The organism is Escherichia sp. KTE172 (assembly GCF_000408845.1).
In the GTDB taxonomy this organism is placed as follows: domain Bacteria; phylum Pseudomonadota; class Gammaproteobacteria; order Enterobacterales; family Enterobacteriaceae; genus Escherichia; species Escherichia coli.
On sequence record NZ_KE137316.1, the window covers coordinates 1,741,583 to 1,755,416 of the forward strand.

Below are 13,834 nucleotides of genomic sequence, written 5' to 3' on the forward strand. Positions count from 1 at the left end.
GCTCAGGGATGAGCCGACTGATACCCCGTCATGAAACGCGCCCCTTTTCTCTGTAAGCAGTCTCCGGACCGCACGCTCGAAGTGGTGATCCTTGCCGGAAGCCTGGCATGGGAGACCTCACACGTGTGGCGAAAAGATCCCGACCGGGAAGATGATGTTCCCCCGATGGTACTCGGCCCGGATGAACTGGCCGATCTGAGCAATCTGACCATTATCAGGCCCGACACGCTCTACGTCCGGGTACTTCGCACCGGCGATATCAGTGAAGAAGAGCTGCTGAAAATTGCCGTAAAACTGGCGCACGCGGGCGTGCAGATGGCCCGGCTGATGACCCCTGACGGTGAGTTACTGGAGAACTGGACCGGACAGCTTGAACGCCTGCGACAGGAAAGACCTTCTGACATCCTGCCGGATCACTTCCGCCTCGATGAAGAAGCACTGTGGTTTGATAAGCTCACCGAACGGCGCGACGGTGAAAGCGATGTCCAGCCCCAGCGCATCTGTTCCCCTCTGCGCGTCACTGCCATCACCTGCGACAGCCATGACGGCAGCTATGGCCGCCTGCTGGAATGGCACACCACCACCGGGCAATTGCGGCGCTGGGCCATGCCGATGGCGATGCTCAGCGGCAACGGCGAGGAGCTGAGGCGCATTCTGCTGGAGAACGGCCTGACCTATATCTCCACCCGCCCTGCCCTGCGCAGTCTGCTGTGCGAATATATCTCGCGGTCACTCCCCGGACGCCGGGTCACCTGCGCGGAGAAAACCGGCTGGCACAACGGCGTGTACGTGCTGCCGGATGAGGTTATCGGTCCCGATGGCGACAACGTCATTCTCCAGGGCAGCCACTACCTGACTGGCGGCTTTGCACAATCCGGTACGCTGGCAGAGTGGCAGGAGCAGGTCGCCGCGCTCTGTGCAGGCAATTCACGGCTGGTCTTTGCCGTCTGCTGTGCGCTGGCCGCCCCGCTGCTGCGCCTGACAGGAACGGGCGGCGGAGGCTTTCATCTGCGCGGTGAGTCCACTGACGGTAAGACCACGGTGATGAAAGTGGCCGCTTCCGTCTGTGGCGGGACGGATTACTGGCACTCCTGGCGGGCCACCGGGAATGCGCTGGAAGGAATTGCCAGCCGCCACAACGATGCCCTGCTGCCACTTGATGAACTGCGCGAAGTGGACCCGCGTGAGGCCGGGATGATTGCCTATATGCTGGCGAACGGACAGGGCAAGGGGCGCGCCCGCACCGATGGCGAAGTGCGTAACCGCAGGCACTGGACGCTGCTGCTGTTCTCCACCGGGGAGCTGTCGCTGGCGGAACACACCGAATGCGCCGGGGAGCGCCTCTACGCCGGGATGGACGTGCGCATGGTACAAATCCCCAGCGACACCGGGCAGCATGGTTCGTTTGAGCAGTTGCACGGGTTTGCCAGCGGCCAGCAGTTCGCCGATACTCTCTGCGACCGGGTGGCCCGCTTCCACGGCACCGCCTTTCGTGCCTGGCTGGCCTTCCTCACCAGCGACCTGGACGCCAGCACCACGCTGGCGAGAGAGTTACTTCGCCGCTACCAGACCGCCCTGATGCCGGACAACGCCGGAAACCAGGTGCAGCGCATCGTGGCCCGTTTTGCCCTGCTGGCGGTGGCCGGGGAGATAGCGACACTGAACGGTATCACGGGCTGGCAGGAAGGCTCGGCGTATGGGGCGGTGCAGATCTGCCTTCACGCCTGGCTGAACGAGCGCGGCCATATTGCCAACCAGGAAGATGAAGGCGTGCTGGCGCAGATCAAGCGGTTCATTACCGCGCACCAGTACAGCCGCTTTGCCTCGTGGGATGGCCCGGACCGCCCGCTGAATATGGCAGGCTTTCGCCGGGTGGAAAAAGATCCGCTGACGGGCGAGGAACACACGCTGTTCTTCATCCTGCCTGAGGGCTGGCGGGAAATATGCCGGGGATTCAGTCCTGCCAGAGCGGCCAGATTATGCCAGGAAGCGGAATGCCTGCTGCCCGGCAGCGACGGGAAATACCAGTCGCAGGTTCGCCTGCCGGAGATCGGCAAAGCCAGAGTCTACCGCCTCACCTCCCGCATCCTCAGTATCTGAGTGCCATCTCGCGTGTCTTAAAAAAAGGTGGTACAGGGTGGGACAAGTGGTACACGCAGAGCTGGCGCGGGTTTCAGCGTCCCACTTTAGATAATTTGGTTTAAAAAAAGTGGTACAGAGTGGGACAGCCGTTGCTGAATCTGTCCCACTTTTCTGACTGGTATTTTTCAGGTGGTACAGCGCAAAGCCACGGCTGGCGCGGTTGTACCACTTGTCCCACCTGTACCACCTTAAAAACAGAAGAAATGAAAATGGCGAAAAGGGACTGCAAAAGCAAAGGCTGAAAGGAAGAGAGAATAAGGGGAACGGACTTACTCTTAAATGGATAACCTATATTTTTATATTCGTACCATTTACATGATGGAGTGCAAAGTTACCATTCAACATGATTTGGATTAGATAGCAAAATTCTCTATAGAATGTTTTCTAGATTTCAGAGGGATTTAACGATAGCTTATCTCACAAATCACAAATCGGTCAAAAAATATACAGAAAACCAAGTTTTGCCCAGAAATCCTTTTAAAATTTTTGAGTTAAAAATCATTGTGTTGTATTAATTTCAGGACGCCACATGTCAAATATCGACACCCAATATAGTGTATAAAAACACAGGAGGACTCATTGTGATTTATATAATAAAATAACCTTATACATCTTTCTGGAAACCAAGTAATGGTTAAAATTCACATTTTAGATGCCGGACATGGTGATTGCTTGTTAGTAGACTGCGATGGTGTCAAATTGTTAATTGACGCTGGCCCAAGTACATTTAGGTATAGAAAAAAAATTTCAGCCAAGTTAGCTGAACTTCTGAATGGCGAGTCTGTTGATATCGCTTTTGTAACTCACAATGATGATGACCATATCGGTGGTTTCAAATACCTAATTGAAAATAAAATAAACATCAAGAGATTTGTATTCAATAGTTTATCTAACATTAAACATGTAATAAAGAATTCAAGCAATAAAATATCGACCAAACAAGATATAAATCTTGATAGAATAGTGAAAGATGGAAGTTTTGTCTTTTCGACACTAACTTCAGATGACTCTCCTATTTTAATCAGAAATATAAAAATAACACCTATTACTCCTTCAAAAAATATCCTTTTAAAATATTTAGAACAACAAGAGCGTAAAAACACAGAAATTAAAATATCATCTTCATCTGAAAAATATAGTATTAAAGAAGCACTGCAGTTGCTAAGCAATGGAAATGATATGTTTGTAAAGGATCCATCGGCAACTAATAAAACCAGTTTATCATTTATGATTGAGTATGGGAATTTTTGTGGATTATTCCTTGGTGATGCACACGAAGAAGACATCTACTCATATATGGCTAATCATTGTGCCAATAGAAAAATATCATTTAACGTTGTTAAGTTAGCACATCATGGTAGTGAAAAAAACACGAGTTCACGGTTATTGAAGTTAATTGGTACAACAGAATATATCATATGTGCGAATAAAACCAAGCATAATCATCCAAATAATTTAACTCTTGCAAGAATTTTAATACATGAACAAGAACCTAAAATTCATATGAGTAGCAGCAATCAGGAGATAATAAATTTACTCAATCAAATAAATTTATTAGGCTTCGGCATTACTGCAACCCATTCTGAAAATGGAGTTAATACTTTAATCTATGAGTAGAAAAAATGCTGTAAAAATAAAAGTCAATGATTCGGAATCAAGTGGCTATTTTTTCAAAGCAAGCTCCAAGGATGATTCTTTTGTAATTTCATCCAAGCACGGCCTTTGTTCTAGACAGTCAGATTGTGAAGAATTTCTTGATAATGTTCAGAATTGTTGCCGTTTATGCACTCAAGATTTAAATATTGACAATATATCTTTTGAAATTGAAGGAAATAAGAAGCTAAAGCCAATAAGTTATTTCAGTCTTGAAAACAAAGATATTGTCATCACCAAAGTGGATGGGGTATCTAATTATCCTTTAAGGATAGGAAAGATAGAAAAAGAAAAGTATTATACTTATGGTTACAAGAGTAAATGTGATAAGCCTGGCAGAATTTTATTAAATGAGCCAGATTTATTAGATGGGATTTGTTATTTCAATATATGTTCCGATGCAACACCTGAGTTGATTGAGAAAAGTGAAGAATATTATGGAATTTCAGGTTCATTAGTTTTTGATTCTCCAGAAAAAGATGTTTTAACCGCACATGCAGTAATAACAACTAATGAAACCAATAATGACTTAGGTTCAGAAATATTACATGATATTGATTTCAAAGAAATTAATAACTTTTTCGGCTGTGAAGTATTCTTGGGTAAAAAACTCCAATTTCAACTAGATGATACTTTTAGTAAAAATTTTTCAAAGATTGGAGAAGTGCTTGTTAGCGACAAACTCCAAATTGAAATATTTATTTCATCTTATAAAGGTATACCATATTTTAATTTGACACCAATTGCTGATGCATTAATTCAAAGTAAGTTTTATTATGTTTTTGGAAATGTTAGTAGAAGTGATCATATAAATATAATCGCTGCATCAAACATTATACTCAACAAATCTCATTTAGAACCAGCTAATAAATTATTAACTAGCAAATTAACTGAATCGATATTATCAGCACCTCATATTTATTCCACTAGCATTGATGATAATAATTATCATCATATTCATTTTAAACAAATGACTTCTGGTGATATTGAGCTCATAATATCATGTTATGGTGGAGGAGATGATCTTCCTAAAGATATAAATGGCACTTTAACTGAGTTGTTACACAATATAAATACTTATAACTTAAATAAAAATTCAATAATTGAGAGGTCTTTTCTTAATCAAAAATTTACAGATGCACAATGCGAAATTTTATATGAGATTTTTTTGAGCGATTAACTGATTCAATCGACAGAATTTCATTATTGCATGTAATTCCTTTGGACCATTATTTAATAAAAGATAAATCAGAAATTAAAAATGAAATTATTACCATTGTTGAGAAAGCGTGTCAAGAATTAGACAGCAACATTTTAGATTATCTTGAGCATGGAATATCTATAAATCTATTAATATTTCCAACTAATAATAAAGATGAATTATCAGGGTTAATGCAAAGGTTGATAAATAATTATGAATGATGCTATTAATTATATCTGCAATAGAATAAAAAATAGTGACGGATTTAGTTACTGTTATGAAAAACTATTGATATCTATTTCAAAGAATCTATTCAATCCAACTAGCAGCAACCCCATTACTCAGCGTGAATATCAACAATTGCTAAAATTCAGCGATTTTTTATCTAATTCCGAAAAAGAAGAAGATCGAAACCTAGCGTTAAAAATAATATCTGCAATATATGATCTTTATAAAGAAGATCATAGTTGCCAATTACTGACAAAATCCATCCTTAGCAAACTTGGACTTTTTGCCGCTGAGGAAGTATTTACTGATAGTGATATAAAACTACCATTATCCTATGAAATTTCTAGCAAATACAGAAAAATAAAAAATCGTATAAATGGTTCTGAGTACATATTCACTAATCGACAATGTGATGTGTACAGTGAGATCATGCAGAATGATTATTTTAGTTTTTCTGGCCCGACATCCCTCGGCAAATCATTCTTGATTAAACATGCTGCCGTTGATCTTATTGAAAATAATAAACTAATTATTTTCATCCTTCCAACAAAAGCTTTATTAGAAGAATATCTAATTGACTTAAAATCTATACTCAATGAAAAAGGCGTGAAAGATATAAATGTAAGTAAATCCGTATCACAAGTTGACAAAGAAAGTAAAAATATATTGGTGTTTACACAAGAAAGATATAACTCATTTTTATATGAAAAGTCTTATGATAATATGGATGTTGACTTTTTATTTATTGATGAAGCTCATAAAGTACTTGACAAAAAGAATAATAGAGCTATAACCCTATATAAAGTAATAAATAACTCCATAGAAAAATATGGTAAATTAAAAGTCATTTTTTCCTGCCCAGTAATTTCCAATCCTGATGTGTTTTTCAAAACATTTAATATACCGAATAGCAAGAAAACAAGAAGTTTATGTATTAAAGAATCTCCGGTAAATCAAGATTTGTACTTTGCAAATTATCAAGATAATAATTTTGTCTATTTTGATTCTATTTTAAATAAAAAAATTAATTTCAATGTAAATAATGCTTATCAAAATGACTTTGAAATAATCAGAGGATTAGCACAACAATCCAAGTCAAACCTTATCTACGTATCAAGTAAAACAGAATGTATAAGGAAATGTAACGAATTTCTAGAGTATTTAATTCGGGAAAAAAAGTATCGATAACAACAGACGATGAACTTATTTCCGAGTCAAAAATAATCATGGAGTATATTCATAAAGATTTTAACTTAGCTCATGTATTAAAATATGGTATAGCATTTCACCATGGTTCACTACCTCTATTTATAAGAAAAAGAATAGAGGACTTATATTCCAAAAAGAAAATAAATTTTATCTTTTGCACATCAACTTTACTTGAAGGGGTAAACTTACCCACAAAGAATGTTTTTATTTATCCATTCCCTAAAAAGACTGTTAACGATGAAAAAAAATGCCGATTAGATTTTTGGAATCTGGCGGGGCGAGCTGGAAGATACAGAAGTGAATTGACTGGTAACATAGTATGCCTGAATACCGCTGATAATAACTGGAGCAATGCAGATGCTAAAATTAGCCTAGGTAATAATGTTATTATAGAGGATGAAATAAACTCAACATTACTACGCCATCAAAAAATATTAAATTATTTTGATGGTAAAGTTAAATCTCCAACTAATGACATTATTCAACTCAGCTCACTTATTCTATCAGAAATATTAACTTATTTAGATAAAGGTTATATAGGGCGAATTTTAAATACCTTTAATGAAAAGATTCGGTTTATGCTTATTGATTCAGGAAAAAAACATCTTGATCGTAATAGAATTATTGAAATAGATAAAGTGACCTTTTCAGAAAATCATATATTCTCAACATCCATACACGCTAAAGCCCAACTCAATGCTAAAAACAAAGAAAAATTATTGCGTTCTTATAGCAGAGAGGATGTTTTCAATTATTTGGAAACAATAAATGAAATATATGGCCTGCGTAACACCCCTGATTCATTAAACCAACTGTGCATTGTGACTTATTCGTGGCTCATGGGTAATACGCTGAATTTATTAATATCAAACGCTATTAAATATAGCAATTCAGTTAGAGATCCTATTAGCTATAGATGGGTTAAATTTGATAAAACCAATCCTGATCATATAAACGCAAAAATAATGGAGGCAATACAATGCATTGAATCTGAAGTTACTTTTAAACTTGAAACATGTATTGCTCATTTTTATCAGCTATGTCAATCAATTCACGGCGATGAAAATGCAGGCATTAATCTTTCACCTTATTTAGAATATGGAACATTAGATACTAACATCATAGAACTTCAAGAGTTTGGTTTCTCTCGTTTAGCCGCAATTGAAATTATAGCAAAGCACAAAGAGTGTGTTACATTCAAAACAAATGAGACATCATTGCAAATAAACACTCAGAAATTAAGAGCTAAGATTGAAAAGCACAGTGTAATTGATAGAGAACTATCATGGTTGAATTTATAATTCAGCCATGATAAATAATAATTTGAAAGATAAATAGGTTGTAATGATATAACCTATTTATCTTCTCGTTACATGAATTTCATAAGGATTTTTATACGGGGTATAAAATATCATTTTATATTTAACGCGGTATACTGGTAACCTAACCGAATGATTAATCATCATCTAAATTATAATCATGGTAAATAGCCAGTTGCTTGTTGATTGGTAATTTATTGATTTTTAAGGCCAACTCGATAGAGGATGCCGATAACATCTTTCTTTCTTCATCTGAAGTTCGTTCAACACCTTCAACTTGGTAGAGCAAAGCATTTAGCATCTTTTTTATAAATATACCTCGCTGTTCATCAGACAAATGTTCAGCCAAAGTCATTAGTAGACCTAATTCCCTTTTTACTCGTTCGCTATCTTGAGATTGACCTGTTTCCTCACCTAGTAACCAAGCCGGACTAACTCCAGTAGCATGAGCGATCTTCTGAAGTTGCTCAATTCCATTCGGAAGCGAATCTCCGGCAACATATCCACGGATCGTAGAGTACGGGATATCACATTTTTGTGCCAGATCACGCATGGAATCGCCTGTCATAGCGAGAAGTTTCTCTAATCTGGCACTAAATTCACTCTTAATCATCATACTCCGATTTTGTAACCATATGAATGATAAGAAAAACAGATGAACTATCGAAAATTAGATATTTATCACTTTAATTTGTCTAATTTTCGATCTAATCTATCTGTACACATTGCAGACAATCACCCTCTGCAAACCCAACTGCTGAGCATCGCATACTCAGGGCAGAATTGCCACGCATCCGCTCGTCCTGAAAACCGCTCAGTTCACAAAAACACGCCACAAGCGGGGATAACAAAGAAAGCAGTATGAGCCATAGCTGTTTATCGCCATTACCGGAGCCCCAGACGCTTACGCCTGTCATGTCTTAACCTCTGTCCGATAAGTCTGTGCGCTCCGGGCCTTTTACCCGGAGGACTCCTTATGTGGACAGTCAGCCTCGCTGAGGCGTTTATTCATGTATTCCAGGTCGCAGGCAAAATCTTCCTCGACATGATGACCGGGCTTATCCCGATGCTCATCTGCCTGCTGCTGGCCATCAACTTCCTGATGAAGCTGGTTGGTACCGTGCGGATGGAGAAAGTTGCCGCCCTGCTCGGCCGCTCGCGCATTCTCACCTACGGCGTGCTGCCGGTGCTCGGCTGGTTCTTTATGAGCAGCCCCGGCGCGCTCACTTTAGGCAAACTCCTGCCCGAAAAGAGCAAGCCCGGCTATGAGGATGCGCTCGGCACCCCCGCCCATCCCCTCACCAGCCTGTTTCCCCACGTAGTGCCATCAGAGCTGTTTGTCTGGCTCGGCGTGGCTGCCGGGGTTAAGGCGCTCGGCCTGCCCGTCACCTCGCTGGCGCTGCGCTATATCGCCGCCGCCATGCTGATTGGTTTAATCCGCGGGATTATCACCGAGTACCTGTTCCTGCGGCTCAGCAAGCGGGGGAATGCGCCATGATGATTTACTGAGCACGTATCGTCGCCATCGGGCTGTTTGTCGCCGATGGTCTCACCGACAAAATGCTTATCACCTTCGACAGCAACGGGCCGAAGGACTGTCTCGATTACTCGCTATCGCTGGAGCCGTCGTTCCGGGAAGAGAGCCTGATGATACTCCCCGGCGACCGCCTGCTGCTGGCGGGCCACGATTTTCTGGTGACTGCCGTCGGCAAAGGGGCACAGCAGGCGCTGTTTGAACTCGGCCACCTGACGCTGGTGTTCAATGGTGACCTGAATCCCTGCCATGTCGGCGCGGTTCATCTCTCCGGCCCGGTGCCGAACCTGCGCGACCTCCACGGCAATCTGGTGATTGAGGAGGGGCGGCCATGAACACGGTGCTCATTCCCCCCGGTCCCGGCGGCTATGGTAAGGGGCTTTGGCTACCCACAGGGAGCGGCAAAAAGGTACTGTCGCTGACCGGGCGCGAGATTCATCCGGTGGCGATAGAAATCGGCGCACTTACCGAATCGGAAGTGGTGAATGGCTTTGCCGATATCCCGCCGGATAACGACATCCTGTGCGTGGTGATTAACTGTGCCGGGTCCCTGCGCTGCGGCCTGTATCCGCAGAAGGGTATCCCGACCATCAACGTGCTGCCTACCTGGCGGGCCGGACCGCTGGCGCACTTTATTAGCGAAGAGAACTACGTCTCCGGTGTGACGATAGAGCAACTGGTTCTGGTGGATACCGCCGAAGCGCCGGACTGTCAGCCTGAGTCAGTTCCAGCTCCGGAGCCAGTCATTACCACCGCTCCTCCACCTCCGCGCGGTGCGGAGAAACTGGTGCGCATGGTCGAGCAGACCGGCACCGCCGTCGGCCACGTTATCGCCCTGCTGTTCGCCGCCAGCCGTGAGGCGGTGGACGTGTCGCTGCGCAACGTTATCCCGTTTATGGCCTTTGTCTCGCTGCTGATTGCCCTGGTGCAGGAGACCGCGCTCGGCAGCCTGATTGCCCACGCCCTGACGCCGCTGGCGAACTCACTGTGGGGACTGGTGCTGCTGTCGCTCATCCGCGGCATTCCGTTTCTCTCCCCGGTGCTAGGGCCGGGTGCGGCTATCTCGCAGGTGATTGGCGTGATGATTGGCACACAGATTGGCGCAGGGGCGATATCTCCGGCCTTCGCCCTGCCCGCCCTGTTTGCGATCAATGTGCAGGTCGGCTGCGACTTCGTGCCTGTTGGCCTTTCGATGCAGGAGGCAAAGCCGGAGACCATCGCAAAAGGTGTACCCGCCTTTCTGCTGTCGAGACAACTGACCGGACCGCTTGCGGTAATAGTCGGCTGGCTGTTTTCCCTGGGCTTATTCTGAGGACATAACGATGAACAAAATCAGAGCCGCCGTGGTCGGCGCAGGTATCTACGGCAAACACCATATGAATGCGTACCTCCATAACCCGGACACCGTGCTGGTCGCCATCTGCGACACCGATACAGAACGCTGCGACGACCTCGCCATGACCTGTGGCGTGATGGGTTATACCCGGCTGGATGTCCTGTTACAGGAGGAAGCCATCGACGTGGTCTCGGTGGCGACACCTGACCCGTACCACACTGAATCCATCCTCACCGCCCTGCGCCACGGCAAACATGTGCTGGCGGAGAAACCGCTCGCCACCTCAGTACGCGAGTGCGAGCTTATCGTGGAGATGGCGCAACAGCGCGGCCTGCTGGTCGGCGTCGATTTCCACAAACGCTGGGACCCGGCGGTGATGCGCATCAAAGCCGAACTGGAGAAACCGGAGACCGGGCGGATCCTGCGCGGCCATATCAGTATGGACGACGTGATTACCGTGCCGACGGACTGGCTGGACTGGGCGGGCGCAAGCTCCCCTGTGTGGTTTCTCGGCTCACACTGCTTTGACCTGGTGCGCCACCTTTCCGGTCAGGAAGTGGTGTCGGTGTATGCCGCCGGGCAGAAACGGCTGATGACCGAATGCGGCCTCGACACCTTCGACAGCGTGCAGAGCCTTCTGACGATGGCCGACGGCAGTTCGTGGGTGGTGGAAAACTCGTGGGTGCTGCCGGAGGGCTTCCCGAAGGACAACGACGGGCGCATTGATATTCTCTGTGAGGCAACGTATATCCGCAGCACCTCGCAGCATCGCGGGCTGGAAATCACCACGCCAGGCATGACGCTCACGCCCAACAGCTACTTCATCAACTACCGCAACGGTGTCGCCAGCGGTTTCGGTATCGATCCGATAAACGACTTTGTTCGCGCGGTCAGGAACCGTTCGCCGTACCCGGTGACGGCAGAGGACGGGCTGGCGGTCAGCCGGATTTGCGAGGCGGTGCACCGCAGTCTGGAGAGCGGGAAACCTGAAGATGTTTAAACAAACGGCGCAGGGTAGCTCCCTGTGCCAGTTCCATATGATTTTGCTAATTCTACTCACTGGTATATTCACTCGTTAGGCTTTGGCCCGCAGATATATTAATGTTTTCCATCCTGCCGCAACAAAACCCCACACACGATTGTATGTTTTTTAGTCATCAAGGTGAATAGAGGTATTTTATGGCTATGACCTTTTTCACCTCCCTGCCAATAGTATCATGCTAAACCTCTCATCTATGTTTATTGCGCCATAATAGTCAACAAGTATTTCAAAAAAGTCCCAAGCAAATTATAATGCTGGAGTTTCATAATGTCCCTTTAAAAACCATTTTAAGAAGAGCTATTATGTCCCTCCCTACAAATTTTAATGATATTCTTCGTCTTTTTGAAAAAGATTACGATACAGCCAAAGAAGATAATGCCTTAAGTGCACGCGGACAATTTCTGCAACTTTACCCCCTTAATCGCCTAAAAAAAATGACGCTTGATGACTATGTCATCGGCAAAGGCACGGCCTCATTTTGTGCTTGTGTTGAAGTAAAAACCAGAACATGGGCAAATATGCAAGGTGCGACGGCGCTCAAATTTGGTATTTATTATGGAAAATCAAAATCAGATCCAGCCGTCCGCTATCGTTTTACTCAGAAATTTGGCGATGATGATAGTACTAATAAAGAAGTTTTCGCTAATGTTAAAGACGCTTTACTAGACCTAATACAGTCAGGGAAAGAATTAGATTTTAGAGCGATTGACGAGAACCCCCTATCCCAAATGTTTAAGGCTAAAATATTGAGCCTTTACTTTCCAGAACACTTTATAAACATTTGCAGCAAAGATCATCTTAAAGAAATTGCTATGAAAATGGGTATAAAAGAGCAACAGTTTATTAGTAAATATCAACATTTGTTATTCAAGAAAAAACTAGAGCATAAAATCACCCGAAACTGGAGCAATCCAAAATATATGTCCTTCCTTTATGCCCAGTTCATACGTAAGGATCTTAGCAGCGCTCCTGCTGTGATAGTTAAAAAACCACAAAAAAGAAACCATCCCGAAGTCAATTTCGAAGAAATAACGGACAATCGTGATTTAATAGGCAAAAAAAGCGAAGAATATGCATTAAACTGGGAAAAAAACCGCCTAATCGGTCTCGGCTATTCAAAACTAGCTGAGGAAATAGATGATCGCCGTAATCGTCCAACTTATGGTTACGACTTTCTTTCTTTTAATGCCCCAGGTGATGAGCGATACATCGAAGTAAAATCAATTGGCCGAGATGGAAAAGAGGGAGCATTCCGTTTTTTCCTCTCAGGAAATGAACTCACCGTTTCTAATTTAAGTAACCACCGTAAAAACTATTATTTTTATCTTGTACAGTATGGGAAAGATGGAGAGCCATGCAATCTATATGTAAAACATGCTCAAGATCTTTACACTAATAGTGAAATGACCCCTTGTGCTTACGTTGTTAGGTTCGATCTGGAAGAACCTGCTTAATAGTTTCGACAACCTCCGACTCATAACTTTAAAAGTGTGAAATCAGGCGCAGAGTCACCTGAGCCTTCATCTCAGTGATACTGCAACAACACCTGCGAAATCTTCCTCGCTTCATCAGCAGGATCCGCTGCATGCGTGATCGCTGATCCCACAATCACCACATCCGGGCCTAACAGCGCATAGTCTTTCACCGTCTGGCTACTGATGCCGCCTGCTACGGCAATCCGTGCTTTCCGGCGCGCCTTCAGCATTGTTATCAAATCATCAATCGGCTTGCGCCCTGCCGCCTGCTGGTCGGTGCCTGTGTGTACCGCCAGCATATCCGCGCCCGCCTCTTCCAGGAGGCGGACCCGCGCAGGGAGATCGTCGACGCAGATCATATCCACCACCACCTGCTTTCCAGCCTCCTTCGCCGCACAGATGCATGACTGGATCGTCAGCAGGTCGGTCACACCTAACACCGTGACATAGTCTGCTCCGGCGTCGAAAAGCAGCTGCGATTCAAAATGGCCGCCATCCATAATTTTCGCATCCACCAGTACTTCCTTATGCGGGTATTTCTCTTTAATGACTTTAATCGCGTTCACGCCTTCCCGAATAAGAAAAGGTGTACCCACTTCAATAATATCAACGTCGTCAACCACCTTATCGATAAATACCAGCGCTTCAGGCAGGGTTAACTCGTCCAGGGCAAGCTGTAATTTCATGTTGGTTTC

At 44.4% G+C, this 13,834-nt stretch carries 12 protein-coding genes; 10 read left to right on the plus strand and 2 right to left on the minus strand.

Translation table 11 applies throughout. The features are described from left to right. The first annotated feature begins 30 nt into the window (after positions 1 to 30). The 5 genes from G434_RS15410 to G434_RS15390 all read left to right on the plus strand — a co-directional run bounded on the left by G434_RS15410 (position 31) and on the right by G434_RS15390 (position 7,734). Positions 31 to 2,100 carry a DUF927 domain-containing protein gene (locus tag G434_RS15410; RefSeq protein WP_001305743.1) on the plus strand — a complete coding sequence of 690 codons (2,070 nt, stop codon included), beginning with the start codon at positions 31 to 33 and terminating at the stop codon, positions 2,098 to 2,100. A gap of 672 nt (positions 2,101 to 2,772) precedes the next feature. Beyond that, a complete protein-coding gene (locus tag G434_RS15405; RefSeq protein ID WP_000238828.1) occupies positions 2,773 to 3,759 on the plus strand; it encodes a ComEC/Rec2 family competence protein in 987 nt (328 codons plus the stop codon). Further along, positions 3,752 to 4,975, plus strand: coding sequence for a hypothetical protein (locus tag G434_RS15400; RefSeq protein WP_000087769.1), 1,224 nt, complete (start codon positions 3,752 to 3,754; stop codon positions 4,973 to 4,975). The genes G434_RS15405 and G434_RS15400 overlap by 8 nt, the downstream gene beginning before the upstream one ends. A 234-nt stretch (positions 4,976 to 5,209) precedes the next feature. Beyond that, entirely contained in the window at positions 5,210 to 6,412 is a 1,203-nt protein-coding gene (locus G434_RS15395) for a DEAD/DEAH box helicase (RefSeq protein ID WP_001323186.1), read from the plus strand. Positions 6,413 to 6,450: 38 nt separating this feature from the next. Further along, positions 6,451 to 7,734: a helicase-related protein gene (locus tag G434_RS15390; RefSeq protein WP_001323185.1), complete on the plus strand. Its 1,284-nt coding sequence runs from the start codon at positions 6,451 to 6,453 to the stop codon at positions 7,732 to 7,734. 154 nt (positions 7,735 to 7,888) lie between these two features. On the opposite strand, the gene G434_RS15385 is transcribed toward G434_RS15390, so the two are convergent. Then, positions 7,889 to 8,368 carry a helix-turn-helix domain-containing protein gene (locus tag G434_RS15385; RefSeq protein WP_000972910.1) on the minus strand — a complete coding sequence of 160 codons (480 nt, stop codon included), beginning with the start codon at positions 8,366 to 8,368 and terminating at the stop codon, positions 7,889 to 7,891. Positions 8,369 to 8,728: 360 nt separating this feature from the next. Between G434_RS15385 and G434_RS15380 the strand changes: the two genes are divergently transcribed. The 5 genes from G434_RS15380 (at position 8,729) to G434_RS15360 (ending at position 13,118) form a co-directional block, all read left to right on the plus strand. After that, positions 8,729 to 9,250, plus strand: coding sequence for a PTS glucitol/sorbitol transporter subunit IIC (locus G434_RS15380; RefSeq protein ID WP_000269917.1), 522 nt, complete (start codon positions 8,729 to 8,731; stop codon positions 9,248 to 9,250). A gap of 17 nt (positions 9,251 to 9,267) precedes the next feature. Continuing rightward, positions 9,268 to 9,621, plus strand: a complete 354-nt coding sequence (locus G434_RS15375) for a PTS glucitol/sorbitol transporter subunit IIA (protein WP_224110663.1) — start codon at positions 9,268 to 9,270, stop codon at positions 9,619 to 9,621. Then, complete coding sequence (locus G434_RS15370) at positions 9,618 to 10,598, plus strand: PTS glucitol/sorbitol transporter subunit IIB (RefSeq protein ID WP_001098982.1); 981 nt, start codon at positions 9,618 to 9,620, stop codon at positions 10,596 to 10,598. The genes G434_RS15375 and G434_RS15370 overlap by 4 nt, the downstream gene beginning before the upstream one ends. Before the next feature lie 10 nt (positions 10,599 to 10,608). Then, the gene (locus tag G434_RS15365) at positions 10,609 to 11,622 is read left to right on the plus strand and encodes a Gfo/Idh/MocA family protein (RefSeq protein WP_001033831.1); all 1,014 of its coding nucleotides are present in this window, start codon (positions 10,609 to 10,611) and stop codon (positions 11,620 to 11,622) included. Positions 11,623 to 11,915: 293 nt separating this feature from the next. Further along, the gene (locus G434_RS15360) at positions 11,916 to 13,118 is read left to right on the plus strand and encodes a protein NO VEIN domain-containing protein (RefSeq protein WP_000889014.1); all 1,203 of its coding nucleotides are present in this window, start codon (positions 11,916 to 11,918) and stop codon (positions 13,116 to 13,118) included. 71 nt (positions 13,119 to 13,189) lie between these two features. Here G434_RS15360 and hxlA read toward each other — a convergent pair whose 3' ends face one another. Beyond that, positions 13,190 to 13,825, minus strand: coding sequence for a 3-hexulose-6-phosphate synthase (gene hxlA / locus G434_RS15355; protein ID WP_000776031.1), 636 nt, complete (start codon positions 13,823 to 13,825; stop codon positions 13,190 to 13,192). Positions 13,826 to 13,834: the final 9 nt, after the last annotated feature.